The organism is Streptomyces sp. NBC_01296, assembly GCF_035984415.1.
Taxonomy (GTDB): domain Bacteria; phylum Actinomycetota; class Actinomycetes; order Streptomycetales; family Streptomycetaceae; genus Streptomyces.
In genome coordinates this window covers 4903637-4926682 of record NZ_CP130720.1, presented here as the reverse complement: position 1 = coordinate 4926682, position 23046 = coordinate 4903637, and the positions used below count along the sequence as shown (strand labels likewise).

General features: G+C 72.9%; 24 protein-coding genes. 13 read left to right on the top strand and 11 right to left on the bottom strand.

Going from position 1 to position 23046, the window contains the following annotated elements; genetic code table 11:
- Positions 1–120 precede the first annotated feature (120 nt).
- Positions 121–1578 (top strand): NCS2 family permease, encoded by a 1458-nt coding sequence (locus OG299_RS22440; RefSeq protein ID WP_266628192.1) that lies wholly within the window; start codon positions 121–123, stop codon positions 1576–1578.
- Here the strand turns inward: OG299_RS22440 and OG299_RS22435 are convergent.
- Positions 1571–1753, bottom strand: coding sequence for a hypothetical protein (locus tag OG299_RS22435; protein ID WP_031146958.1), 183 nt, complete (start codon positions 1751–1753; stop codon positions 1571–1573). The two genes, OG299_RS22440 and OG299_RS22435, sit on opposite strands and share 8 nt — an antisense overlap.
- Positions 1754–1871: 118 nt before the next feature.
- Between OG299_RS22435 and OG299_RS22430 the strand changes: the two genes are divergently transcribed.
- Together OG299_RS22430 and OG299_RS22425 are read left to right on the top strand one after the other, a co-directional pair.
- A complete protein-coding gene (locus tag OG299_RS22430; RefSeq protein ID WP_119095894.1) occupies positions 1872–2309 on the top strand; it encodes a MarR family winged helix-turn-helix transcriptional regulator in 438 nt (145 codons plus the stop codon).
- Positions 2310–2335: 26 nt separating this feature from the next.
- Complete coding sequence (locus OG299_RS22425; RefSeq protein ID WP_327362403.1) at positions 2336–3691, top strand: MFS transporter; 1356 nt, start codon at positions 2336–2338, stop codon at positions 3689–3691.
- A 49-nt stretch (positions 3692–3740) separates the two neighbouring features.
- Here the strand turns inward: OG299_RS22425 and OG299_RS22420 are convergent, their stop codons facing one another.
- Complete coding sequence (locus tag OG299_RS22420) at positions 3741–4748, bottom strand: PQQ-dependent sugar dehydrogenase family protein (RefSeq protein ID WP_327362402.1); 1008 nt, start codon at positions 4746–4748, stop codon at positions 3741–3743.
- 77 nt (positions 4749–4825) lie between these two features.
- Here OG299_RS22420 and OG299_RS22415 point away from each other — a divergent pair, with 77 nt between their 5' ends.
- Both OG299_RS22415 and OG299_RS22410 read left to right on the top strand, forming a co-directional pair.
- A complete protein-coding gene (locus OG299_RS22415; protein ID WP_266633448.1) occupies positions 4826–5509 on the top strand; it encodes a GDSL-type esterase/lipase family protein in 684 nt (227 codons plus the stop codon).
- Between the two features lie 94 nt (positions 5510–5603).
- Positions 5604–6191: a Uma2 family endonuclease gene (locus OG299_RS22410; RefSeq protein ID WP_327362401.1), complete on the top strand. Its 588-nt coding sequence runs from the start codon at positions 5604–5606 to the stop codon at positions 6189–6191.
- 70 nt (positions 6192–6261) lie between these two features.
- On the opposite strand, the gene OG299_RS22405 is transcribed toward OG299_RS22410, so the two are convergent.
- From OG299_RS22405 to OG299_RS22385, 5 genes are all read right to left on the bottom strand, one after another.
- On the bottom strand, positions 6262–7251 hold the full coding sequence (locus OG299_RS22405) for an aldo/keto reductase (protein WP_266628183.1): 990 nt from the start codon (positions 7249–7251) through the stop codon (positions 6262–6264).
- A 188-nt stretch (positions 7252–7439) separates the two neighbouring features.
- Entirely contained in the window at positions 7440–8027 is a 588-nt protein-coding gene (thpR, locus tag OG299_RS22400; protein WP_327362400.1) for an RNA 2',3'-cyclic phosphodiesterase, read from the bottom strand.
- 55 nt (positions 8028–8082) lie between these two features.
- Positions 8083–9570 carry an SPFH domain-containing protein gene (locus OG299_RS22395; protein ID WP_266628179.1) on the bottom strand — a complete coding sequence of 496 codons (1488 nt, stop codon included), beginning with the start codon at positions 9568–9570 and terminating at the stop codon, positions 8083–8085.
- 133 nt (positions 9571–9703) lie between these two features.
- Positions 9704–9922, bottom strand: coding sequence for an NfeD C-terminal domain-containing protein (locus OG299_RS22390; protein WP_030156898.1), 219 nt, complete (start codon positions 9920–9922; stop codon positions 9704–9706).
- 66 nt (positions 9923–9988) lie between these two features.
- Entirely contained in the window at positions 9989–10897 is a 909-nt protein-coding gene (locus OG299_RS22385; RefSeq protein ID WP_266628176.1) for a DUF3027 domain-containing protein, read from the bottom strand.
- 391 nt (positions 10898–11288) lie between these two features.
- Here OG299_RS22385 and OG299_RS22380 point away from each other — a divergent pair, with 391 nt between their 5' ends.
- The 4 genes from OG299_RS22380 to OG299_RS22365 all read left to right on the top strand — a co-directional run bounded on the left by OG299_RS22380 (position 11289) and on the right by OG299_RS22365 (position 14869).
- Entirely contained in the window at positions 11289–12662 is a 1374-nt protein-coding gene (locus OG299_RS22380) for an MFS transporter (protein ID WP_266628174.1), read from the top strand.
- A 135-nt stretch (positions 12663–12797) separates the two neighbouring features.
- Entirely contained in the window at positions 12798–13283 is a 486-nt protein-coding gene (locus tag OG299_RS22375) for a DUF2771 domain-containing protein (RefSeq protein WP_266628172.1), read from the top strand.
- Positions 13284–13296: 13 nt separating this feature from the next.
- Complete coding sequence (locus tag OG299_RS22370; RefSeq protein WP_327362399.1) at positions 13297–14022, top strand: futalosine hydrolase; 726 nt, start codon at positions 13297–13299, stop codon at positions 14020–14022.
- Positions 14012–14869 (top strand): 1,4-dihydroxy-6-naphtoate synthase, encoded by an 858-nt coding sequence (locus tag OG299_RS22365; RefSeq protein WP_266628168.1) that lies wholly within the window; start codon positions 14012–14014, stop codon positions 14867–14869. The genes OG299_RS22370 and OG299_RS22365 overlap by 11 nt, the downstream gene beginning before the upstream one ends.
- A gap of 71 nt (positions 14870–14940) precedes the next feature.
- Here OG299_RS22365 and OG299_RS22360 read toward each other — a convergent pair whose 3' ends face one another.
- Positions 14941–15324 carry a cold-shock protein gene (locus tag OG299_RS22360; RefSeq protein WP_030012939.1) on the bottom strand — a complete coding sequence of 128 codons (384 nt, stop codon included), beginning with the start codon at positions 15322–15324 and terminating at the stop codon, positions 14941–14943.
- 212 nt (positions 15325–15536) lie between these two features.
- Between OG299_RS22360 and OG299_RS22355 the strand changes: the two genes are divergently transcribed.
- Positions 15537–15788: a hypothetical protein gene (locus OG299_RS22355; RefSeq protein WP_266628166.1), complete on the top strand. Its 252-nt coding sequence runs from the start codon at positions 15537–15539 to the stop codon at positions 15786–15788.
- A 41-nt stretch (positions 15789–15829) separates the two neighbouring features.
- On the opposite strand, the gene OG299_RS22350 is transcribed toward OG299_RS22355, so the two are convergent.
- Complete coding sequence (locus OG299_RS22350; protein ID WP_327362398.1) at positions 15830–16483, bottom strand: HAD family hydrolase; 654 nt, start codon at positions 16481–16483, stop codon at positions 15830–15832.
- Positions 16484–16664: 181 nt separating this feature from the next.
- The gene (locus OG299_RS22345) at positions 16665–17666 is read right to left on the bottom strand and encodes a hypothetical protein (RefSeq protein WP_327362397.1); all 1002 of its coding nucleotides are present in this window, start codon (positions 17664–17666) and stop codon (positions 16665–16667) included.
- A 107-nt stretch (positions 17667–17773) separates the two neighbouring features.
- On the opposite strand from OG299_RS22345, the gene OG299_RS22340 reads away from it, so the two are divergent.
- The 3 genes from OG299_RS22340 to OG299_RS22330 all read left to right on the top strand — a co-directional run bounded on the left by OG299_RS22340 (position 17774) and on the right by OG299_RS22330 (position 22503).
- A complete protein-coding gene (locus OG299_RS22340) occupies positions 17774–20227 on the top strand; it encodes a helicase-associated domain-containing protein (RefSeq protein ID WP_406512310.1) in 2454 nt (817 codons plus the stop codon).
- A 42-nt stretch (positions 20228–20269) separates the two neighbouring features.
- Positions 20270–20878, top strand: coding sequence for a DUF4291 domain-containing protein (locus tag OG299_RS22335; protein ID WP_266628158.1), 609 nt, complete (start codon positions 20270–20272; stop codon positions 20876–20878).
- Between the two features lie 341 nt (positions 20879–21219).
- On the top strand, positions 21220–22503 hold the full coding sequence (locus OG299_RS22330; RefSeq protein ID WP_327362395.1) for an LPXTG cell wall anchor domain-containing protein: 1284 nt from the start codon (positions 21220–21222) through the stop codon (positions 22501–22503).
- Positions 22504–22559: 56 nt separating this feature from the next.
- Here the strand turns inward: OG299_RS22330 and OG299_RS22325 are convergent, their stop codons facing one another.
- Positions 22560–23021, bottom strand: coding sequence for an N-acetyltransferase (locus tag OG299_RS22325; protein ID WP_327362394.1), 462 nt, complete (start codon positions 23019–23021; stop codon positions 22560–22562).
- Positions 23022–23046 lie beyond the last annotated feature (25 nt).

Below are 23046 nucleotides of genomic sequence, written 5' to 3'. Positions count from 1 at the left end.
GTCTACGCGCGGAGATGGACGGGCTTTCGTTCATGTGTTCATACTGAAACGGTGTGGGCATGGCCCATTTTCTTCGTATGAATCCCCCAATGCCCCCGCAATGAGGACCCAGAGGACCGCATGAGCACGTCGGCCCCCGCCCCCGCGCCCACCCTCCCGGACCCCGCCCCCCAGGGCACGTCCGGCCTGGACCGCTACTTCAAGATCTCCGAGCGCGGCTCGACGATCGCTCGCGAGGTCCGCGGCGGTTTCGCCACCTTCTTCGCGATGGCCTACATCATCGTGCTGAACCCGATCATCCTGGGCAGCGCGAAGGACATGTACGGCCACCAGCTCGACAGCGGCCAGCTCGTGACCGCCACCGCCCTGACGGCGGCCTTCACCACGCTCCTCATGGGTGTCATCGGCAACGTCCCGATCGCGCTCGCCGCCGGCCTCGGCGTGAACACCGTCGTCGCCCTCCAGCTCGCCCCGCGCATGAGCTGGCCCGACGCCATGGGCATGGTGGTGCTGGCCGGCTTCGTCGTGATGCTGCTGGTCGCGACCGGCCTGCGCGAGCGGGTCATGAACGCCGTCCCGCTCAGCCTGCGCAAGGGCATCGCGATCGGCATCGGCCTGTTCATCATGCTGATCGGCCTGGTCGACTCGGGCTTCGTCACCCGTATCCCGGACGCCGCGCACACCACCGTGCCGCTCCAGCTCGGCACGGCCGGCCACCTGCACGGCTGGCCGGTGCTGATCTTCATCGTCGGCGTCCTGCTGACCCTCGCCCTGCTGATCCGCAAGACGCCCGGCGCGATCCTGATCTCCATCGTGGCCATGACCGTGATCGCCGTCGCCGTCCAGCTGATCGCCGAGCTGCCCGACTCGGGCTGGGGCCTGACCGTTCCCGAGTGGCCGGGCAACCCGGTGGCCGCGCCCGACTTCGGGCTCGTCGGCCAGGTCAGCCTGTTCGGCGGCTTCGGCAAGGTCGGCCTGCTGACCGGCATCCTCTTCGTCTTCACCGTGCTGCTGTCCTGCTTCTTCGACGCGATGGGGACGATCCTCGGCGTCGGCGACGAGGCCAAGCTGATCGACAAGAAGACCGGGGAGTTCCCCGGCATCAACCGGGTCCTGCTGGTCGACGGCCTGGCCGTCGCGTCCGGCGGCGCCACCTCGTCCTCGGCCACCACCTGCTTCGTGGAGTCCACGGCCGGCGTCGGCGAGGGCGCCCGCACCGGTCTGGCGAACGTCGTGACCGGCGGCCTCTTCGCCGTGGCGCTGTTCCTGACCCCGCTGGCCACCATGGTCCCGTCCCAGGCGGCCACCCCCGCCCTCGTGGCGGTCGGCTTCCTGATCCTGGCGGGCTCGGTCAAGGACATCGACTGGAGCGACTTCACCATCGCCGTCCCGGCCTTCCTGGCCATGGTGATGATGCCGTTCACGTACTCGATCACCAACGGCATCGGCTTCGGCTTCATCAGCTTCTGCGTCCTGCGGCTGGCGACCGGCCGGGGCCGCGAGGTCCCGGCGGCCATGTACGTCGTGTCGGCGGTGTTCGTCTTCTACTACGCGATGCCGGCCCTCGGTCTCACGTAAGCCCGTAGAACTTCTCCGTCTCGTCGACGGCGGCCTTGAAGCGCTCGTCGAAGTCATCGCGAATGAGCGTCCGGACGACATAGTCCTGGACGCTCATTCCGCGTTTTGCGGCATGAGTCCGGAGGCGTTCGAGCAGCTCCCCGTCTATGCGCATGCTCAGCACGTGTGTCCCCATGCCGAAAGAGTCGTGGCACAGGCCGTGGACGCGTGTTGCTTTCCGCCGCCGACTCACCCGTACGAGTGATTCGCTTCAGTGGCGTTCCTTAGAGAGAGTAATGAGGTAGTCTAAAGAGATGCTCGACCTTACCCATGGTGACGACGCTGCCGCCGTGAACGACCTCCGCTCCGCCGTCATGCGGCTGGGCCGGCGCCTCAAGCACCAGCGCGTCGACGAATCGCTGAGCCCGACCGAGATGTCGGTCCTCGGCACCCTCGCCCGGTGCGGCCGGGCCACCCCCGGTGAGCTGGCCCGGCGCGAACACGTCCAGCCGCCGTCGATGACACGCATCGTCGCGCTGCTGGAGGCCAAGGGACTGGTCAGGCTGCAGCCGCACCCGGACGACCGCCGCCAGAAGGTGGTCACCCAGACCGAGGAGGCCGAAGCGATGCTCGAGGAGAGCCGTCGCAAGCGGAACGCCTTCCTGGCCGGGCTCGCGGCCGAGCTCACCGAAGACGAATGGGCCAAGCTGCGCGAGGCCGCGCCTGTCCTGGAGAAGCTCGCACACCTGTAGGAGACGACGCCAGGAGGCGAACGCTTTTGAGTACGGGAAACGGAGCAGACTCCGCACCCGGCCATACATCCACCACTAGCACCGCGCGCACGACGCGCGCCGCGGGCGAGAACAACTCGATGTTCAGCTCGCTGAAGATCCGGAACTACCGGCTCTTCGCCACGGGACAGGCGGTGTCCAACACGGGCACCTGGATGCAGCGCATCGCCCAGGACTGGCTGGTCCTGTCCCTGACCGGCTCGGCTTCCGCCGTCGGGATCACCATCGCGCTGCAGTTCCTGCCGATGATGGTGTTCGGCCTCTACGGAGGCGTACTCGCGGACCGGCTGCCCAAGCGGCCGCTGCTGATCGCCACGCAGTCCCTGATGGGCCTGACCGGTGTCGCCCTCGCCGCACTCACCCTGGCCGGACACGTCCAGGTCTGGCACGTGTACCTCGCGGCCTTCCTACTCGGCCTCGTCACCGTCGTGGACAACCCCGCACGGCAGACGTTCGTCTCCGAGATGGTCGGCCCGGAGCAGCTCGCCAACGCCGTGAGCCTGAACTCGGCCAACTTCCAGTCCGCGCGGCTGGTCGGCCCGGCGATCGCCGGTGTGCTGATCACCGCCGTCGGCTCCGGCTGGGCCTTCCTGCTGAACGGACTGTCCTTCGCCGCGCCCGTCGCCGGCCTGCTGCTGATGCGGACGCGCGAACTGCACCCGATCCGGCCGCAGCCGCGCGCCAAGGGACAGCTGCGGGAGGGTCTGCGCTACGTCGCCGGGCGCCCGGAGCTGATCTGGCCGATCGTGCTGGTGGGCTTCATCGGCACCTTCGGGTTCAACTTCCCGATCTGGCTGTCGGCGTTCGTCAGCGAGGTGTTCCACGGGGACGCGGGCACGTACGGCCTGTTCAACACGCTGATCGCGGCGGGCTCCCTGGCGGGTGCGCTGCTGGCGGCGCGGCGGGGCAACTCCCGGCTGCGGCTTCTGGTCGCGGCGGCCCTGCTGTTCTCCGTACTGGAGGTCGTGACGGCCTTCGCTCCCGGGTTCCGGCTGTTCGCAGCGCTGCTCGTGCCGATCGGGATGTTCGGGCTGACGGTCAACGTCACCGCCAACGCGAGCGTCCAGATGGCCACCGACCCCGAGATGCGCGGTCGGGTGATGGCCCTGTTCATGATGGTGTTCACCGGCGGCACCCCGATCGGTGCACCGGTCGTCGGCTGGGTGACGGACACGTACGGGGCCCGCATCGGCATGGCCGCGGGCGGCCTCGTCTCGCTGACCGCCGCCGCGACGATCGCGGTGATCCTCTCCCGGGTCGGCAACCTCCGCCTGAGCGTGACCCGCCGCGGGGTCACGTTCGTCCCCTCCCTCCGCCCCCGCGAACTGGTCACGGCGGCGTAGGAGGTCAGGCGCGCGGCTCAGGCGTTGCGCGGCTCAGGAGTTGCGCGGCTCAGGACTTGCGCGGCTTCCGGCGGAAGAGGCGCTTCGCGCCGAGGACCAGGGCCGTGCCCACGGCAAGGACGGCCGCGCCCTTCGTGAAGCTGCCCCCGCCCTGCTCGCCCGCAGGGCCGGGGGCCCCTGCGGCCGGAGTCGCGCCCGGCTTCGCGGGGGCTGCGGAGCCATCGGACGCCGCCGGTTTCACCGGGACCGCCACCACCCGGCTCGACTCCCCCTCCGAGCCGAACATCAGCGTCGACCCGTCCGCCGAGTACGTCACCGACTCCGCCTGCCCCTGCCACGGCGCGTCCACCCGCTCGCCCTCGCCCTGCGGCCGCCCGTCCTTCCACGGGTACGTCCGCGCGAAGAAGTAGCCGCGCAGCGTGAGGCGGCCGCCGTCCGGCGAGAACGCCCCGTCCGTGACCCACGGCAGGTCCGCCACCCGCCGGAACACGTTCGTCCCCGACGCGGACAGGCTCTCCGGCCCCTCGTACAGCCCGCCCTTGTCCTCGCTCTTGCTCGCGATGTACACCCGGCCCGTCACCGGATGCACCATCAGCGCCTCCGCGTTGCGCGCCCCGTCCGCGTACCGCACGGTGAACTGCTCGGCCTTGACCGTGACATCGGCCAGCTGCTTCGGCTCCGGGAAGCGGTAGATCCAGACGTGGTCCCAGCTCCCGTTCAGGTTGTCGCCGATGTCGCCGACGTACAGCTGCCCGTCCGGGCCCAGCGAGATCGCCTCGACGTCGCGCGGGGTCCCGACCCCGGACAGCGTCACCCGGGCCACGGTCCTGCCGGTCGCCGAGTCCACCGCGTACACGTACGGGCCGTCGTCGCTGTCGTTGTGCGTCCAGTACACCCCCGGGTGGATCCGGCTCGCCGCCAGCCCGCTCGACTCCTTGATCCGCGGATCGGCGATCGTGAACCCCGACGCCACGGAAGCGGAGGTCCCGGCGGCCGCGGCGGCCGAACCCGGCAGCACGACAAGGGCAATGGCGGCGGTCAACGGCAGAAGGCGCATACCCCCAAGCGTGCCAGCCCGCCCCGCGTGTCCGGCATCACAGGGGCTCCCGGCGCATGATCCGCGATGATGACCGGATGCGTTTCATGTTCGTCGGCGACTCCATGACCATCGGACGCGCCGGCGACTACACCTGGCGCTACCGGATGTGGCAGCACCTCGACGCCACCCTCGGCGGGCCCTACGAGATCGTCGGCCCGCGCTGCGAGCTGTTCGACACCTCCGCGAACGAGCCGACCAGCCACGCGTACGCCGACCCCGGCTTCCCGGAGCACGCCCGCCGCCACCTCGCCGGCTGGGGCGAGGGCTGGCAGCACATGGCCCCGCTCATCGGCTCCGCCGTACGCTCCGACGAGGCCGACATACTCCTCGTCTCCCTCGGCCTGATCGACCTCGGCTTCTACACCGGCGCGGAGGAGACCGCGGCCAACGCCCGCCGCTTCTTCGCGGAGGCCCGCGCCGTCCGGCCCGGCATCCGGATGATCCTGCTCCCGGTCATCCCGAACGTCCGGGCCGAGTCCGACGCGCCCTTCGCGGCCGAGGTCGCCCGGTTCAACGAGCTCCTCGCGAAGGCCGTTGCCGACCTGTCGACCGAGGCCTCGCCGATCCTGCTGGCCGCGCGCCCGGCCTCGTACGGGATCCACCACGACACCTACGACGGCACCCACCCCAACGCCTCCGGCGAGCACCGCCTGGCCGGGGAGTTCGCGGCGGTCCTGCACCAGGCCTGGGGCATCGGCGGCCCGTACCGGATGCCCTGACGGCCAACGGGTATCCATCGTGACCCGGCCTGCGTGCGTATCGTTGTACTACGCGGCTGCCCGCGCCCGCGCGGCAGCGGGGAGGAGCGCCACGATGACCGTCGTAGAGACCGACAGGATCGAGATGGCCGACATCAGCAGCGAGCAGGCCTTGGACGAGATGTTCGAGGCGCTTGAGCCCGTCCCCGAGGGATTGAAGGTCGAGATCGTCGAGGGGACCGTCTACATGTCGCCGCAGCGGGACACGCACTGGGAGATCATCCGCAGGATCGTCCGAGCACTGGAAGACGAGTTCGGCATGGGAGTGAAAGCCCTCTCGGACGTACGCATCGACTTCCCGGGGCGGCTGAACGGGTTCGCGCCGGACGTCGCGTTGCTCAGTGCCGACGCCACGAAGGACGACGCGGCTCACTGGCGCCACCAAGACGTGGAATTCGTCGCCGAGGTGATCTCCAAGGGCACCGCGGCGAACGACTACGGCCCCAAGAAGGCCGCGTACGCCGCGGCCGAGGTGCCCGCGTACCTCATCGTCGACCCCTACACCCGCCGCTGCCTGCTCCACACCGGGCCCAAGGACGGCGATTACGCCACGGAGACGAAGATCGCCTTCGGGGGCGAGATCGACCTCACGGACACCGTGGTGGGCCTCACCCTCGACACCTCCGAGTTCCCCCGCGACTGATCCGCGCCCCGGCGACCGGTCCACGCCCCGCGCCGGGCCGCGGACCGGTCACTCCGTCAGCGTGGCCTGATCACCAGGCGAACGCCTCCGGCGAGGCGCCCGGGCCGGGGAAGATCTCGTCCAGAGCGGTGAGCACCTCGTCCGACAGCTCCAGCTCCAGCGCGCGCAGCGCGCTCTCCAGCTGCTCCGCCGTACGGGGACCCACGATCGGGCCCGTCACCCCGGGCCGGGTCAGCAGCCACGCCAGCGCCGTCTCGCCGGGCTCGAGGCCGTGCTTGTCGAGCAGGTCCTCGTACGCCTGCACCTGCGCCCGTACGGAGCTGTTGGCCAGGGCGTCCGCGGAGCGCCCGGAGGCGCGGCGGCCGCCCTCGACCTCCTTCTTGATGACACCGCCGAGCAGCCCGCCGTGCAGCGGGGACCACGGGATCACCCCGAGCCCGTACTCCTGCGCGGCCGGGATGACCTCCATCTCGGCGCGCCGCTCGGCGAGGTTGTACAGGCACTGCTCGCTGACCAGTCCGACCGAGCCGCGCCGCGCGGCCGTCTCGTTGGCCTGGGCGATCTTGTACCCGGGGAAGTTCGACGATCCGGCGTACAGCACCTTGCCCTGCTGGATCAGCACGTCGACGGCCTGCCAGATCTCCTCGAAGGGGGTCCGGCGGTCGACGTGGTGGAACTGGTAGAGGTCGATGTAGTCCGTCTGCAGCCGCTTGAGGCTGGCCTCGACCGCCCGGCGGATGTTCAGCGCCGAGAGCCGGTCGTAGTTGGGCCACGGGTCGCCTTCGCCGGCCATGCTCGCGTACACCTTGGTGGCCAGCACGGTCTTCTCCCGCCGGCCGCCGCCCTGGGCGAGCCAGGTGCCGATGATCTCCTCGGTGCGGCCCTTGTTCTCACCCCACCCGTAGACGTTGGCCGTGTCCACGAAGTTCAGACCCGAGGCGAGCGCGGCGTCCAGGATCGAGTGGCTGGTGGGTTCGTCTGTCTGCGGACCGAAGTTCATCGTGCCGAGTACGAGTCGGCTGACCTTGAGTCCGGTGCGTCCCAGCTGTGTGTACTTCATGACCCCCAAGCCAACTGCCTGGAGTCCACTCCAGGCAAGGGCCCGCGCGGGCGGACTACTGGCCCACGGCGGCTGCCACTGCCACGACGACGAACATCAGCACGAGTACTCCGGCCATTACGCGGTTTCGGGTCTTGGGATCCACCCGTCGAGCGTAACGCGGTCCTCCGCCGTTCCCGTACCGAGGGTCAAGCACCCAGGGGCCAGGCCTCGAGGACCTCGTAGCGGGGCTGCTCGCCGGGGACCCCGCCGGTCGGGAGGTTGCTGCGGACCAGGCTGAGCTCGCCGACCTGCCAGGGCGTGCCCTCGAAGCCGGCGAGGGCCTCCAGGTGCGGGTGCAGGTCGGTGCCGCCGTGGCTGCGGGCCAGGGTGAGGTGGGGGGTGTACCGGCGGTGCTGGTCCATCGGGATACCGGCCCGGCGGGCGGCGGCGTCCGCGCGCTCGGCGAGCATCCGCATCCGGTCGAGCCCGCCGGCGGCGCCGACCCACAGGGCGCGCTCGCCGAAGTGCCCGGAGCCGTGGATGCGCAGGGGGAAGGGGTCGGTGCGGTGCGCGGCGCGCGCCAGGCGGGCGTACAGGTCCGGCAGGACGGGTTCGCCTACCTCGCCCATGAAGGCGAGGGTGAAGTGCCAGCCCGCTTCCCCGGTCCACCGGAGCCGGTCGTGCCCGACGGCCCGGTCCTGCCCGACGGCCGGGCCGCTCCGGACGGCCTCGACGGCCCGGCGCAGCTCGTCGACGGCCTCCTGCGGCGGCATCACCGCGGCGAACAGCCTCATGACAGCCCCATGAGCGCGAGCCTAACCCGTGCGGGTCAGGCTCGCGCCGGACGGGTTACGCCTCCGCGATCGGGATCTGGTGGGACGAGGAGGCCGTGTTGCCGTTCACCGGGGTGGCGGCGGGGGCGGTCCCCGGGGCGGCCGGCTGGGACATCGACGCGAGCACCTGGCGGGCCAGGCCCAGCCCGGTGCCGCCCATGGTCAGCGCCTTCGCGAACATCTCCGACATGCCCTCGGCCCCGTTGAGCAGCACCATGTGCTCCACGTTCCCGAAGGCCCCGGCGCCCGCCTCCACGATCGCCGGCCAGTTCTCGGCGAGCTGCTGGGCGACGACCGCCTCCTGGTTCTCGGCGAGGGCGGCGGCCCGCGCCTTGATGGCCTCGGCCTCGGCGAGGCCCTTCGCCTTCGCCGACGCCGCCACCGCGAGGCCCTTCGCCTGGGTGGCCGCGGCCTCGGCCTCGCCGGTCGCCCGGGTGGCCTTCGCGGCCGCGAGCCCCCGGGCCTCGGTGGCCGCCGCGTCCGCGGTCGCCGCCGTCGTCACGCGCGTGGCCTCGGCCGCGGCCGCCAGCTCCGTCTCCTTGGCCTTGGCCTGCGCCGCCGAGATGCGGGCGTCGCGCTCGGCCTCGGCGCGGGTGCGGGTCTCGTACGCCGCCGCGTCCGCGGGCTTGCGCACGTCGGCCTGGAGCTGCTGCTCGCGCCGGTGCGCCTCGAGCTCGGCGACCCGGGTCTCCTGGACGACGACCTCCTGGCGGGCGGCCGCGTCGGACAGCGGGCCGGCCTGCTTGGCGGTCGCCGCCGCCTTGTCCCGCTCGGCCTGGTAGCCGGCCTGGAGGATCTCGCTGTCGCGGGTGGCCTCCGACATCCGGGCGAAGGCGGCCTGTTCGGCCTCGGTGGCCCGCAGGTTCGCCTCGGCCTGCGCGATGCGCGCGTCCCGCTGGACGGCGGCCGCGTGCGGCATCGCCAGGTTCTTGATGTAGCCGGTCGGGTCCTCGATCTCGTGGATCTGGAGCGAGTCGACGATGAGGCCGAGCTTCTCCATCTCCGTACCGCAGGCCGCCCGGGTCTGCCCGGTCAGCTTCTCGCGGTCGCGGATCATGTCCTCGACCGTCAAGCCGCCCACGATGGACCGCAGATGGCCCGCGAAGACGATGTGCACGCGCTCGGGCATCATCTTCTGCTGGTCCAGGAAGCGGCGTGCCGCGTTCGCGATGGACACGAAGTCGTCGCCGATCTTGAAGATCACGACGCCCTTCACCCGCAGCGGGATGCCCTGGTGGGTCACGCAGTCCACGTTCAGCTGGGTCTCGTTGAGGTCCAGCGAGAGCTTGCGCACCGCCTGCACACCGGGGACCACGAGGGTTCCGCGCCCGGTGACGATCCGGAACCCCATGCCCTCGCCGATGCCCTCGGTGCGGTGCGTGGAGCCGGAGATGACGAGTGCCTCGTTCGGTTCGGCCACCCGCCACATGAGCTTGAACAGGCCGATCAAGGCCAGGATTGCGGCGAGAACGATTCCCGCCACGACGCCGATAGCCATCGGCAACGCCCCCTTTGTCGCAGTGCCGTTCGACACTGACGAGGGCGAGTGTGCTCCTGTGCCGGGCCGTTAAGAAGACGCAGACGGATTCTTGTCGCCATCTTGATACGAACCACATCCGCGCAGGTGGCGCCGGGGCTCAGTTGTCGTACGCCGCCATCACGTACACCGTGCGCGGGGGCAGGTACTCGACGACGGTCACGACCGTGCCGACCGGCAGCCGGCCCGTGCCGTGCGCCGGGTGCGCGAGGAAGTGCTCCGCGCCGCCCCGGATGCGGACGATGACCTCGCCCACCAGGCCCGGGCCCACCGTCCCGGTCACCCGGCCGTCCAGCCCCACCATGCCGTCTTCCCCCATGCGCCGAGGGTACGCCGCCGGGGCGGGGCCGTCGCCCCGCCGTGCGGCCCGCATGCAGCGCCCGGCCTAGGAGTGGCCGAGGTCCGCGGCAGGGAGGTCCGCCGAGGGCACCGAGCCCGTGTCGGGGGCCGGGCGCAGCGAGAACTCGTCCGAGGCCATCGAGTCGAGCACCGGCGGCGCCGGGCGCAGCGGCTTCGGCATGACCGCGGCCTCGGAGTGGCCGCCGCAGCCGTACGAGAGGGAGACGAGGTGTCCGTCGGCCGGGCCGAACTCGTTGGCGCAGACACCGAAGGCCTGGCCGAGCGAGCCGCCGATCGCGACGAGGAACCCGCAGGAGACGCAGGAGGCGGGTGCCGCCTGGGCCATCGGTGTCTTGGCCCCGAAGGACTCGTCCCAGCGGTCGGCGGCGCTGTGCAGCCCGTAGCGGGACAGGACGCGGGCGCGCCGCATGCCGAGTTCCTCGGCGACGGAGGCGATGGAACCCCGTACGGGTACCACGGTGCGGTCGGTGACGTCGGCGTCCTCGGCCTCGACCAGTTCCGCCATCTCGGTGGAGACGACCGAGTTCGGCGGCGGTACGTCCTCGCCCGACCAGCCCGGCTCCAGCCGCAGGTCCTCGGCGTCGGTGGGCAGCAGGTCGCCGGGGCCCATGTCGCCCGGGCGCAGCCGCTCGCTCCACGGCACCCACTCGGGCGCGAGCAGCGCGTCCTCGCCGGGAAGCAGCACCGTTTCGTCGAGGGTGACGTTCTTGGCGCGGGAGGCGCGCGTCACGGTGACGGCCCAGCGCCAGCCCCGGTAGCCGGGGTCCTTGCACTCGAAGAAGTGCGTGACGACCCGGTCGCCCTCCGCGACGGCGGAGACGTGCTCGCCCACCACTGAGGGAGCGGCGGCTTCCTCGGCCGCCGCGCGGGCGAGGTCTACCGCCTCGGCGCACAGGCGGTCGGGGGTACGGCTTCGCGTCGTCGCAGCACTCACAGGTCTCGTTCTCTCCTACGCCGTCTCACGAGTGCGCCGTCCGTACTGTCGTCCACAACGACCCGTCGGTCCTGTCCGTACGTGGCGCGGGCGGAGCGGACCAGAGGGCCGCGTCGACGTCCGCACCCGATCGGCCTCGGGCGCACCTACCTGCGATCCATTCTGCGGGATCGCGAAGAGGCGCGCGGCCAAGAGCAACCGCCGGTGGCGCGCTACGCACGCTACCTCCTCCGAAGCCTTGGGCCCACATGCAAGGTCCGATTCGCGGACAAGCACGCGTGCCGACATCGCTCCCACACCGTCCGGACGGCGCCCGGACAGCGGCCCGACGGCGACCCGACGGGCGCCCGTAACGCGCCGGGACGGGACCCGGCGGGGTCCGTGGGGCACTATGTCGAGTGTGGCACCCGTACGGTCGTCCCGTGACGGCTCGGGACCGGCCAGACGGGCCGGCCGGGCCGTCGGGCGTGCCCTGCAGCGCCCCTTCACCGGTACGGCGCGCGGGATCCGGCGGGCCACGCACGCGCACGGGGCCGGCGAATCGGGCCTCGGCAAGCTGATCGAGCTGCACGCCATCAACGGCGCCGGCGATGTGATGATCACCGTGGCGCTGGCCTCGACGGTGTTCTTCTCGGTTCCCACGGACGAGGCACGCGGCCGTGTCGCCCTGTACCTGGCCATCACCATGGCCCCTTTCACCGTGCTGGCCCCGGTGATCGGCCCGGCGCTGGACCGGCTGCCGCACGGGCGGCGGGCCGCGATGGCCTGCGCGATGCTCGCCCGGGCGCTGCTCGCGGTGATGATGTCCGGCGCGGTGGCCACGGGCGGGCTGGAGCTCTACCCGGCGGCGCTGGGCGTGCTCGTCGCGTCCAAGGCGTACGGGGTGGTCCGCAGTGCGGTGGTGCCGCGGCTGCTCCCGCCGAAGTTCTCACTCGTCAAGGCGAACTCCCGGGTCACCCTGGCGGGCCTGCTCGCCACGGCGGCGGCTGCGCCGGTCGCGGCGGGGCTGCACACCATCGGGCCGCCGTGGCCGCTGTACGGGGCGTGCGCCATCTTCATCGGGGGCACGTTCGCGGCGTTCACCCTGCCCCACAAGGTGGACGAGGCGAAGGGCGAGCGGCGCGCCCGGCTGTCCACGCACGAGCCGCACTCGCGCAAACCGGGGCTGCGCACGGTCAGCCCGTCGGTCATGTGCGGGCTGCTGGCGAACGCGTCGATGCGCGCACTGTCCGGGTTCCTGATCTTCTTCCTGGCGTTCCTGCTCCGGGAGCACCCGCTCGCCGGGCAGAGCGCGGCGGTGTCGCTGGGCATCGTGGGCGTCTCGGCGGGCGTCGGGAACGCGTGCGGGACGGCGGTGGGCGCCTGGCTGCGGGCCCGGGCGCCGGAGACGATCATCGCGGCGGTGCTGTCGGTGACGTTGGGGGTGGCGGTCCTGGCGGCGGTGTTCTTCAGCGGGCTGTTCATGGCGGTGCTGGGGGCCACGGCCGGGTTCTGCCAGGCGCTGGCGAAGCTGTCGCTGGACGCGATGATCCAGCGGGACGTGCCGGAGGCGGTACGCACGTCCGCGTTCGCCCGTTCGGAGACGCTGCTCCAGGTGGCATGGGTACTGGGCGGCGCGATCGGCATCGCCCTGCCGCTGAACGGGGTACTGGGGATGGCCGTGGCCGCGGCGATCGTCGCGGCGGGCACCACGATGGCCCTGCGCGGCCTCCTCGCCTCCCCCCGCCACCACCACCCGGGCTCCCCCCGCCCCCGAGTGGCTTAGGGCGGGCCCCCGGGGGTCCCCCCTGGTCGGGGGCGGGCCTCCAGGGGTCCCCCGGACCGGGTCCCACAACATCGGTGCAGCCACGCGGGACCCCCGTGCGGCGGCGGAGCCGGGTGGCCCGATAGCCTTCGGCTCATGACCGCACCGCTTTTCTCGGGTAGGGGCCGCCGCAGCGTCGCGGCCCTCGGAGCCGTGTCCGCCGGCCTCCTCCTCCTCTCCGCCTGCGACAAGCCGACGCCGCTGGCGACCGTGACGGTCGGCACGTCGTCGGTGTCCACCGAGGCAGCCTGCTCCGATGACAAGGAGCTCTCCATGGACAAGGTCCAGGAGTGCCTCACCGACATCAAGAACGCCAAGACCATCGAATACGGCCGCGGGGACACCCTGCGCCTCGGTGTCGAGCCGGAGGTCGTCGAGGACGGCAAGCGGTGGCAGGCGGTCCTGGACGGCCAGCCGATCACCGAGCCCTCCTCCAACACCTACCGCAGCTTCCCCGGCGCCGACCTCTTCGCCACCGGCGGCCAGGGCGAGGCCCCGTCCTCCAAGAAGCTGAACATCGTCCAGGTGGCCGAGGACGGCAAGCCCCTCGCCGTCTGGGCCTACAACGTCAAGCTCAAGTAGCCACGTACCGACGGTGCGCGCGCTCATCGTGACCGCGGTGGCGGCGGAGGCAGACTCCGTCGCCGCCGGTCTCACCCCTCATCCGGACCCGGTGACACCGGAGCCGCGCACCCTTCCCGGCGGTTACCGCCTCTCCCGGCGGGATCTGCCCGGCCTCGCCGCCGACGTGCTCGTCGGCGGGGTGGGGCCGGCCGCTGCCGCGGCCGCCACGGCCACCGCGCTCGCGCTGGCCGACTACTCCCTCGTCGTCTCCGCCGGCATCGGCGGCGGGTTCCCGCCCGCCGCCCCGGTCGGCTCCCTCGTGGTCGCCGACGCCGTCGTGGCCGCCGACCTCGGGGCCGAGACTCCCGACGGCTTCCTCGACGTCCGGCAGCTCGGCTTCGGGCACAGCGTGCACCTGCCGCCCGCCGAGCTCGCCGCCCGCGCCGCCGAGGCCACCGGAGCGCTGCTCGCGCCCGTGCTGACCGTCTCCACCGTCACCGGCACCGCCGACCGCGCGGCCCTGCTCGCCGCCCGGCATCCGCTCGCCGGAGCCGAGGCCATGGAGGGCTTCGGGGTCGCGGAGGCGGCCGCCGCGCACGGGCTGCCCGTGCTGGAGATCCGCGCCGTGTCCAACGCCGTCGGCCCCCGCGACCGCGACGCCTGGCGGATCGGGGACGCGCTGGCCGCGCTCACCGCCGGATTCCGCGCCCTGGGGCCCGTACTCGTCCATTGGGGAGAGCACCGACATGAGTCGTGACCCGCAGTCGGCGGTCAAGATCGCCTATTCGCCCTGTCCGAACGACACCTTCGTGTTCGACGCCTGGGCCCACGGACGCGTCCCGGGCGCGCCCGGCCTCGACGTCACCTTCGCCGACATCGACATCACCAACGGCATGGCCGAGCGCGGCGAGCTGGACGTGCTGAAGGTGTCGTACGCCGTGCTGCCCTGGGTGCTGGAGGAGTACGCGCTGCTGCCCTGCGGCGGGGCGCTCGGGCGGGGCTGCGGGCCGCTCGTGTTGACGCGGGAACCGGGTGTGGACCTGGCGGGGAAGACCGTCGCCGTGCCGAGCGAACGATCCACCGCCTACCTGCTGTTCCGGCTGTGGGCGGCGGACGTGCTGCCCGAGGGCGTCGGCAAGGTCGTCGTCCTGCCGTTCCACGAGATCATGCCGGCCGTCCGCGACGGCCGGGTCGACGCCGGACTGGTCATCCACGAGGCCCGGTTCACCTATCAGGACTACGGGCTGCACTGCCTGGCCGACATGGGCGAGCACTGGGAGTCCACGACCGGGCTGCCGATCCCGCTGGGCGCGATCATCGCCAAGCGCTCGCTGGGCGCCGAGACCCTGCACGCGCTGGCCGAGTCGGCCCGTACGTCGGTGCGGATGGCCTGGGACGACCCGGAGGCCTCGCGCCCGTACGTCCGCGCCCACGCGCAGGAGCTGGACCCGGCCGTCGCCGACCAGCACATCGGGCTGTACGTCAACGAGTTCACCGCCGACCTCGGCGATGCCGGTTACGCGGCGGTGCGCGGGCTGTTGACGCGGGCCGCGGCCGAGGGTCTGGTACCGGCCATCGCACTGGATGCGCTGGCCTTCCCGTAAGGCCGTTCCAGGCGGATACGACGGTGCCCCGGCCCTCTCGCGAAGGCCGGGGCACCGTCGTGCGTACGGGCTCAGACGTCGAGCTGGTCGGCCACCGCGCGCAGCAGACCGGCGATCTTCGTGCCGTGCACCTTGTCGGGGTAGCGGCCGCGCTCCAGCATCGGAGTGATGTTCTCCAGCAGGGTCGTGAGGTCCTGCACGATCGAGGCCAGCTCGTCGGGCTTGCGGCGCTGAGCGGCTGCGACGGAGGGCGCCGGGTCCAGCACTGTCACGGAAAGCGCCTGGTCACCGCGCTGTCCGGCGACGACGCCGAACTCGACGCGCTGGCCGGGCTTGAGTGCGTCGACCCCGGCCGGGAGCACCGACGAGTGGACGAAGACGTCACCGCCGTCGTCGCGGGAGAGAAAGCCGAAGCCCTTCTCACTGTTGAACCACTTGACCTTGCCGGTAGGCACGTCCGTCCTCTGTCCTTGTGCTCGTCGGGGTCCGGTTCGCCGCGCAGCGGCTCCGGACAACAGCGCAGCGGGTCATGGTGACCCGCCGTATCCAGGCTAGTGGGCGATCGACAGGTGACAAGACGTTCCCCGGTCCTTCGCCGGCTCTTCGCTGTCGGATGCGTTGTCTGGTGCGCTGTCGGCTGCTTCGGCCAGGGAACTACCCTGGTGGGGTGACGGTTACTCCTCATTCCGACGAAGCGCGGCCCGGCGACGGCCTGGTGCGCGCCGGTGGCATCCTGTTCATCGTGGGCGCCGTGGCGACCCTCGTGACGATGGCCCCGCTGTTCCTGCCCATCAAGCCGTTCCCGCCGTCCGCGTGGGCCGTGTGCATGCTGATGGGCGTCGGCTTCGTCGTCTCGGCGGCGGGCGTGCTGCGCTCGGCGGCGGCCCAGCGCCGGGCCGCCCGCGCGTCCCAGGCCTGACTCCCGCTCGGGTCGGGCCTTCGGGTGGTCGGGCCTTCGGGTCAGACCGCCTGCGTGCGGACGTACTCCGCGAGCCACTGCGGCAGCGCCGTGAGGTCCGGCAGCACCACGTCCGCGCCCGCCTCGCGCAGTTCCGGCTCGGGGCACGGGCCGGTCGGGACCGCCACCGACAGCGCGCCGGCCGTGCGGGCGCCGCGTACGTCGCCCACGTGGTCGCCGACGTAGACCTGCGCCCCGTACTCGCGCAGCGCGCCCGCCTTGGCCTCGGCCCACAGCCAGCCGATGACCGCGTCCGGCTCGATGCCGAGGTGCGCGAGGTGCAGCCGGGCGTTGGGCTCGTGCTTCGCCGTGACGACGATCGCGCGGCCGCCGAGCGCCTGGACGGCCTCGATCGCCTCGCGGGCGCCGGGCATCGCGGGCGTCGGCTCGATGGCGTACGTGGGATAGATCTCCCGGTAGCGGTCGGCCATGGCGGGGATCTCCGCCTGCGGGAACCAGTAGGCGAGCTCCTCGTCCAGCGGCGGACCGAGCCGCGTGACCGCCTCGTCCGCATCGATGAACGTGCCCGTCTCGGCGGAAAGTGCCTGGTAGGCGGCCTTGATACCGGGGCGCGAATCGATGAGGGTCATGTCGAGGTCGAAGCCGACGGTCAGCTGGGCCGACGCGGCGGGCGCGGTGGGGGTCTCGGAGCTCATACCGCCATTGTGCCGAGCCGGGGCTCGCGGGCGGGAACCCCCGGGTTTCGCTGCCGTGAAGCGGAGGGGGATTCCTGCCCACCGCGCCGTGCCGGCCCGAACCCGGTGGCAGCCCCTGCCGGGCGCGACGCGGCGGGCTCGGGGGCGGCGGCTCAGGGGCGGCGGGCTCGGGGGCGACGGCTCAGCGTCGGCGGGAGCGCCAGGCCAGGTACAGCGCGGAGGCGACGGCCGCGGCCCTGGCCAGCCAGGGCCACATGCCCTGGAAGACCCCGCCGAGGCCGTCGTCCGTGAGCGGCGCCCCCCAGCGCCCCTCGAGCCGACCCCACAGCCACACCACCGCGCCCGCGAACACGGCCCCCGGCAGCCCGAAGACGACCATCTTGCGCTCCGTCGGCCCCAGCACCCGCGAGGCGTACGCCAGCAGCCAGCCGCCGATCAGCAGCAGCCAGGACCCGGTGACCGCGCCCGCGACGAGCACGACCGCGGCCAGCAGCAGGAAGGCGTGCGGCTTCGGACGCGGGGCGGCGGCCGCCGCGGGCGCCTTCTCCGGATCCGCCGCGGCCGCGGCCGATTTGGCCTGCCGGCGCTGCTTCAGGAACCGTACGAGTCCGCGTACGCCGGACGTCTCCTCGGCGGCCGGGGTGGCGGCCGGACCGGCCGCGGGCGCCGGCTTCTGCTCGTCCGGCTCCCCGAACAGCTCCGGGATCTCCACCCCGCCCGCGAAGCCCTCCACCTGCGGACCGGCGCCGAACGGCCCCGGAGCGACCCGCCACCAGTCGGGTTCCGCACCGCCGTCGGAGCCGAGTTCGTCGAGCCCGGCCAGGTGCGGCGGCGCGGGCGCGCTGTCCGCCGGGCGCGGCGGCGGCACCGCCTTGCGGCGCAGCCGGCCGGGCCCCCGCTGGGTCGGCACCGCAGGCGCCCGGTCGGGGGTGGCGGCCGGCGTCGCCGGGGCCGGGGACGCGCCCATGCCGTCGAGGACATCCTCCGGCGTGCCGAGCCGCTCCAGGATGCGGCGTACGGCCGCCGGGGTCTCCGGCTCGTACCTGGCGCGCCGACGGTCGATCTCGTCCCGCAGCCCCGCCACCAGCCGCATCCGGTCCCCGGAGGACAGCTGCCGCCGCTGCGCCAAGTCCCCGACCCGGCTCAGATATTCGTAGACCAGATGGTCGCTCTCGATCCCCACGCCCGGCTCCTCCCGTACCACCCACCCGAAAGGTAGCGCGTGCGCCCGTGGAGCGGCCGAGGGCGCAGCGGATACCGTTGGCCGGATGGGGACCGGCCGACGCGACCATGGAGGCGACCGTGCCTGAGCCAAGCAGCGCTGCGGGAAGCGCCACAGCAAGCAACGCCCCGCGCTCCCTCGCGGAGGCGCTGCGCGCCCGCGACGACGCATCGCTCGCCGCCCTGCTGCACGCACGCCCCGACCTGCTCGGCCCGGTGCCGGGCGACATGACCCAGCTGGCCACCCGGGCCGGCACCCGGGCCTCGGTGGTCCGCGCGCTGGACCGGCTCGACCGGTTCGCGCTGCAGACCGCGGAGGCCCTCGCGGTGGCCCCGGACCCGTGCCCGTACCCGGTGCTGGAGTCGCTGCTGGCCGGCGAGCAGGGCTCCACCGGCGAGGACAACGGCGCCCGCGCCGAACTCCCGCGCGCCCTGGCCACCCTGCGCGACCAGGCGCTGGTCTGGGGCGACGACGAGCGGCTCCGGCTGGTCCGCACGGCCCGCGAGCTGCTCGCGCCGTCCGCCGGCCGGCCCTCCCCCACGGGCCTCGGCCCGACCGTCGCCGAGGCCACCGCCGGGATGTCGCCGACCCGGGTCCAGGAGATCGTGGCGGCCGCCGGGCTGCCCGCCACGCACGACCCGGTGTCCGCCGTGACCGCGCTGACCGGCCTGTTCACCGATCCGCAGCGGATGTCGGCGCTGCTGGACGAGGCTCCGGCGGAGGCCCACCAGGTGCTCGGCCGGCTCGTGTGGGGGCCGCCGTACGGGGAGGTCACGCCGAACCCGACCGCTCCCGTGCGCTGGCTGCGCGACCACGGGCTGCTGCTGCCGGCGTCGGCGCGGACCGTCGTGCTGCCCCGCGAGGTGGCACTGCACCTGCGCGGCGGCCTCGCGCACCGGGTGACGGAGCCGGTGGCCCCGGCGGTGCCCGCGGACCGCGAGCACCGTCCACAGCTTGTGGACGCCAATGCCGCCGGGCAGGCGCTGGCCGCGCTGTCCACCGTCGAGGAGCTGGTGAAGTCCTGGGAGCACACCGGGCCGCCGGTGCTGCGGGCCGGCGGGCTGTCCGTACGCGACCTGAAGCGGACCGCGGCCACCCTGGACGCCACCGAGCCGGCGGCCGCGTTCTGGATCGAACTCGCCTACGCGGCCGGGCTGCTGGCCGGCGACGGGGAGGCGGACGAGCGGTACGCGCCCACCCCCGCCTTCGACGACTGGCTCGAACTCCCGCCCGCCGAGCGGTGGTCGGCCCTCGCCGCGGCCTGGCTGCCGGCCACCCGCACCGCCGGCCTGGTCGGCGAGCAGGACTCCAAGGGCCGCACCCTGTCCGTACTGGGCCCCGAACTCGACCGCTCCGCCGCCCCCGAGGTGCGCCGGCGGGTCCTCGAACTCCTCGCCGCGTTGCCCGAGGGCGGCTCCGCCGCCCCGGACGCCCTCCTGGCCCGGCTCGCCTGGGAGCGCCCCGTACGGGGGACGAGCGCGCTGCGCGCCCGCCTCGCGCAGTGGACGCTGACCGAGGCCGAGGTGCTCGGCGTCACCGGCCGCGGCGCGCTCGCCGCGCAGGGCCGCGCACTGCTGGAACACCGCGACCCGGCGCCGCTGCTGGCACCGCTGCTTCCGGAGCCCGTGGACCACGTACTGCTCCAGGCCGACCTGACGGCGGTGGCGCCCGGGCCGCTGCGCCGGGCGCTGGGCGATGTGCTGGCCGTGCTCGCGGACGTGGAGTCCAAGGGCGGGGCGACCGTCTACCGCTTCACGCCCGGCTCCGTACGCCGGGCCCTGGACTCCGGGCGGACCGCCTCCGACCTGCACGCCTTCCTCGCCGAGCACAGCATCACGCCGGTCCCGCAGCCGCTGGCGTACCTGATCGACGACGTGGCCCGGCGGCACGGGCACCTGCGGGTCGGCGCGGCGTCCTCGTACGTGCGCTGCGACGACGACGGCATGCTGAACGAGATCCTGGCCGACAAGCGGTCCGCCGGACTGGGGCTGCGGCGCCTGGCCCCGACCGTGCTGGCGGCGCAGGCCGAACCGGGTGCGCTGCTCGACGGGTTGCGGGCGATGGGCTACGCGCCGGCCGCGGAGTCCCGTACCGGCGACGTGCTGGTCGCGCGGGCCGACGCCCACCGCACCCCGGCGCGTTCGGCGCCCGTCCCGGTGCCGGACGGGCCGCCGGTACCGGACGCGACGCTGCTGCGGGCGGCCGTACGGGCCATCCGCGCGGGCGATCTGGCGGCGACGGCGGTGCGCAAGGAGCCGGTCGCGGCATCCGCCGTCCCGGGCGAACTCCCGCGCACGAGCGCCGCGGAGACCCTGGCCACGGTGCAGGCGGCCGCGCTGACCGGGTCGGCGGTGTGGATCGGGTACGTGAACGCGGACGGCGCGGCGAGCCAGCGGGTCATCGACCCGGTCCGGGTGGAGGGCGGCTTCGTCACCGGGTACGACCACACGGCGGACGAGGTCCGGACGTACGCGCTGCACCGGATCACGGGGGTCGCGGAGCTGGCGGAGGAGCACCTGTAAAACGGCTCGCAGCGCGGGGTTGCCACCCCGCACCCTGGCCTCATGCAAGAAACGAAGAGTCAGGTGCCGGTCCCGGACCGGCAGATCCGCGCGGCCCACACCGACACCACCGTCACCGTCTACCAGGCGTACGCGCCCCGGCTGGGGCTGCCCGCGGCGCGCGACGGCCGGTTCCCGCCCGCGTGGAAGCGGGAGCGCATGACGTGGATCAAGCCGTCGTTCCTGTGGATGATGTACCGCTGCGGCTGGGCCGCCAAGGCCGACCAGGAGACGGTGCTGGCCGTCGAGATCACCCGGGAGGGCTTCGACCACGCGCTGCGCCACGCCTGCCTGTCCCACTTCGAACACGGCACGCACACCGACCGGGAGGCCTGGCAGCGGGCCCTGCGGGACTCCCCCGCCCGCGTCCAGTGGGACCCGGAGCGCGACCTGCACCTGAACCCGCTGGCCCACCGCTCGCTCCAGCTGGGCCTGTCCGGGCCGGCCTCGCGCGCGTACGCCGACGAGTGGACGGTCGCCATCCGCGACGTGACCCCGCTGGCCCGCGAGATCCACGGCCTGGTCCGGTCCGGCGACGAGGCCGCTGCGCGGGCTCTGCTGCCCGTGGAGACCCCGTATCCGGCGGGGCCGCTGGAGCACCTGGGCGCGTAGCGGACCCGAGCGCACGAAGCGGAATGCGAAGCCTCGTTTTCCCAGCTCAGAGGGGTCGAAGGGGACTCCGGTTCCTGTTGCACAGCGGTGACAGACGGGCGATGGATTAGTGATCCACGGTGTGTGAAGATCAGTTCATCGCAGCAGCGGCCGAGGGAAACACACCGGCCCGAGGGCGACACCCCGCACCATCCGGCCCGGCGCTCCGCCGCGGCCTCCCGTACGTCGTCTTCACCCCCGCTGTGCCTTCGCTGTCTCGTCTTGCCTTCACCTGCCTTCTGCCGGCCGCCGCCGCTCTGCGCTGCTCGCCTGCCTTCGTGATTCCTTGGGGGGAGTCCACCATGTCCGCTCGCACCGCCACCCGCCGCAACCTCCGCTCCGCGGCCGCCACTGCCGTCGTCGCCGCCGTCGCCGGTACCGTCCTGATGCCGCTGTCGGCGTACGCCGCCCCGGCCGAGGCCGGCAACCAGCACGCGCTGAAGATCACGGTGGGCGCCCCGGCGCCGAGCGGCCCGCTGACCCGCGGCGGCACGACGGAGACCTTCGAGCTGACGGTCGCCAACCCCTCGGACAAGGCGCACTCGTTCCACCCGTGGATGATCGGCACGCCGGCGGGCGCGAGCCCGCTCCAGAAGGCCGACGTGACCTTCAAGGTCGAGGGCGTGACCGCCCCGGCGACCGAGTCCTCCATCGGCCAGCAGGACGGCGAGTGGCAGGGCATGTTCCACCCGGCGGGCAAGGAGGCCTCGGAGGGCTTCGAGATCCCGGCGGGCGGAAAGCTGACCTGGAAGGTCACGGTCGGCCTCAACAAGAGCTACCCGACCAACGACGGCGACTTCCAGCTGCGCGCCACCAGCTACCGGAACGAGGTGGCGGAGGGCGGCGACGCCTCCCTGACCTTCAAGTCGGACCCGGCGGTCAAGGCCGGCAAGCTGGAGACCTCCTTCAAGAACATCGGCGACTGCAAGGGCGTCCCGGCGCTCCAGTGCCGGGAGATGGACCTGAGCTACCGCGTCACCGGCGACGGCGAGTTCGGCACGGCGCTCTACTCCTGGCTGGACCTGAGCTTCGGCTCCCAGGTCAACGTGCCCAACCTCCAGCTGTGGACTCAGGTCGACGGCAAGTGGGAGGCCCTGAGCACCGCCGACCCGTACCACTTCATGCTGCCGACGATCCCGAAGGGCTTCAGCGCCGCCTCCGGCGAGCGCGTCCTGCACCTGCGGGCCTCGTTCGGCCCGAACACGGACTTCAAGAAGGCCACCGACGTCACCCTGCACGCGGGTGTCAGCCTCCCCGAGGGCAACACCTACGAGTTCGCCGGCGCCGACACGAAGTTCCAGCTCACCCCGCCCACCGCGACCACGTCGCCGTCGCCGTCGCCGACCCCGAGCAAGTCCGCCACCGCGCAGCCGTCCGCGAGCGCGTCGCCCTCGGCATCCGCCACCACGGCCACCGCCGGCGGCACCAACTCCAACACCAAGGCCACCGGCTCCACGGGCACCCTCGCGAAGACCGGCGCCGGCTCCGACACCGGCCTGTACGCCGGTCTGGCCGCCACCCTCGTCGTCCTCGGCGGGGCCGCCGCCTGGCTCGGCGCCCGTCGCCGCCGCGCCACGCGCGTCTGATCACCCGCACCACCCGGAAGGGGCCCGGCACACCACGTGCCGGGCCCCTTCCGCGTTCACCGGGCCGCGTAGTCGATCCGCTCCACCTCGAACGGCCACGCCTCGGCGAGCCATTGCGCGACGGCGGCGTACAGGACCTTGTCGAGCGGGGCCCTGTCCTCCCGTACCCAGGAGCTGACCTGCACCCGCTCGGGCGCGTCCTTCCCCGGGTAGACGTAGAGGCAGCCGATGGCCTCGTCACCCTCCAGGACGCTGTACGTGAACCCCGTACGGGCCGCGAAGTCCCGTGCGTGCCGGGCCAGATCGGCCAGGTTCGCCTCCGCGGACATCCCCTCGACCGGCGGCCACTCCCGCCCCTGGAACCCGGGCGTGGCCCGCACGTGCGCGATGCTCCCGCTCCAGGCGGCGAGATCCCGCGCGTTGTGCGCCTCCCCGAGCGGCTCGAGCCGGAACCCGTCCCCGTCGAAGCCGAGCGGCACGTCGAACCCGTCCGGCACGAAAGAAAGTCGATCATTCATCCCCTCACCGTAGGACGAACTCCTA

What these genes read in the sequence shown, in the direction of transcription:
- OG299_RS22440 (WP_266628192.1), top strand. Translation starts at nt 121, where the DNA reads ATGAGCACGTCGGCCCCCGCCCCCGCGCCCACCCTCCCGGACCCCGCC.
- OG299_RS22435 (WP_031146958.1), bottom strand. Translation starts at nt 1,753, where the DNA reads ATGGGGACACACGTGCTGAGCATGCGCATAGACGGGGAGCTGCTCGAA.
- OG299_RS22430 (WP_119095894.1), top strand. Translation starts at nt 1,872, where the DNA reads ATGCTCGACCTTACCCATGGTGACGACGCTGCCGCCGTGAACGACCTC.
- OG299_RS22420 (WP_327362402.1), bottom strand. Translation starts at nt 4,748, where the DNA reads ATGCGCCTTCTGCCGTTGACCGCCGCCATTGCCCTTGTCGTGCTGCCG.
- OG299_RS22415 (WP_266633448.1), top strand. Translation starts at nt 4,826, where the DNA reads ATGCGTTTCATGTTCGTCGGCGACTCCATGACCATCGGACGCGCCGGC.
- OG299_RS22410 (WP_327362401.1), top strand. Translation starts at nt 5,604, where the DNA reads ATGACCGTCGTAGAGACCGACAGGATCGAGATGGCCGACATCAGCAGC.
- OG299_RS22405 (WP_266628183.1), bottom strand. Translation starts at nt 7,251, where the DNA reads ATGAAGTACACACAGCTGGGACGCACCGGACTCAAGGTCAGCCGACTC.
- thpR (WP_327362400.1), bottom strand. Translation starts at nt 8,027, where the DNA reads ATGAGGCTGTTCGCCGCGGTGATGCCGCCGCAGGAGGCCGTCGACGAG.
- OG299_RS22390 (WP_030156898.1), bottom strand. Translation starts at nt 9,922, where the DNA reads ATGGGGGAAGACGGCATGGTGGGGCTGGACGGCCGGGTGACCGGGACG.
- OG299_RS22380 (WP_266628174.1), top strand. Translation starts at nt 11,289, where the DNA reads ATGTCGAGTGTGGCACCCGTACGGTCGTCCCGTGACGGCTCGGGACCG.
- OG299_RS22375 (WP_266628172.1), top strand. Translation starts at nt 12,798, where the DNA reads ATGACCGCACCGCTTTTCTCGGGTAGGGGCCGCCGCAGCGTCGCGGCC.
- OG299_RS22365 (WP_266628168.1), top strand. Translation starts at nt 14,012, where the DNA reads ATGAGTCGTGACCCGCAGTCGGCGGTCAAGATCGCCTATTCGCCCTGT.
- OG299_RS22350 (WP_327362398.1), bottom strand. Translation starts at nt 16,483, where the DNA reads ATGAGCTCCGAGACCCCCACCGCGCCCGCCGCGTCGGCCCAGCTGACC.
- OG299_RS22340 (WP_406512310.1), top strand. Translation starts at nt 17,774, where the DNA reads ATGGAGGCGACCGTGCCTGAGCCAAGCAGCGCTGCGGGAAGCGCCACA.
- OG299_RS22335 (WP_266628158.1), top strand. Translation starts at nt 20,270, where the DNA reads ATGCAAGAAACGAAGAGTCAGGTGCCGGTCCCGGACCGGCAGATCCGC.
- OG299_RS22330 (WP_327362395.1), top strand. Translation starts at nt 21,220, where the DNA reads ATGTCCGCTCGCACCGCCACCCGCCGCAACCTCCGCTCCGCGGCCGCC.
- OG299_RS22325 (WP_327362394.1), bottom strand. Translation starts at nt 23,021, where the DNA reads ATGAATGATCGACTTTCTTTCGTGCCGGACGGGTTCGACGTGCCGCTC.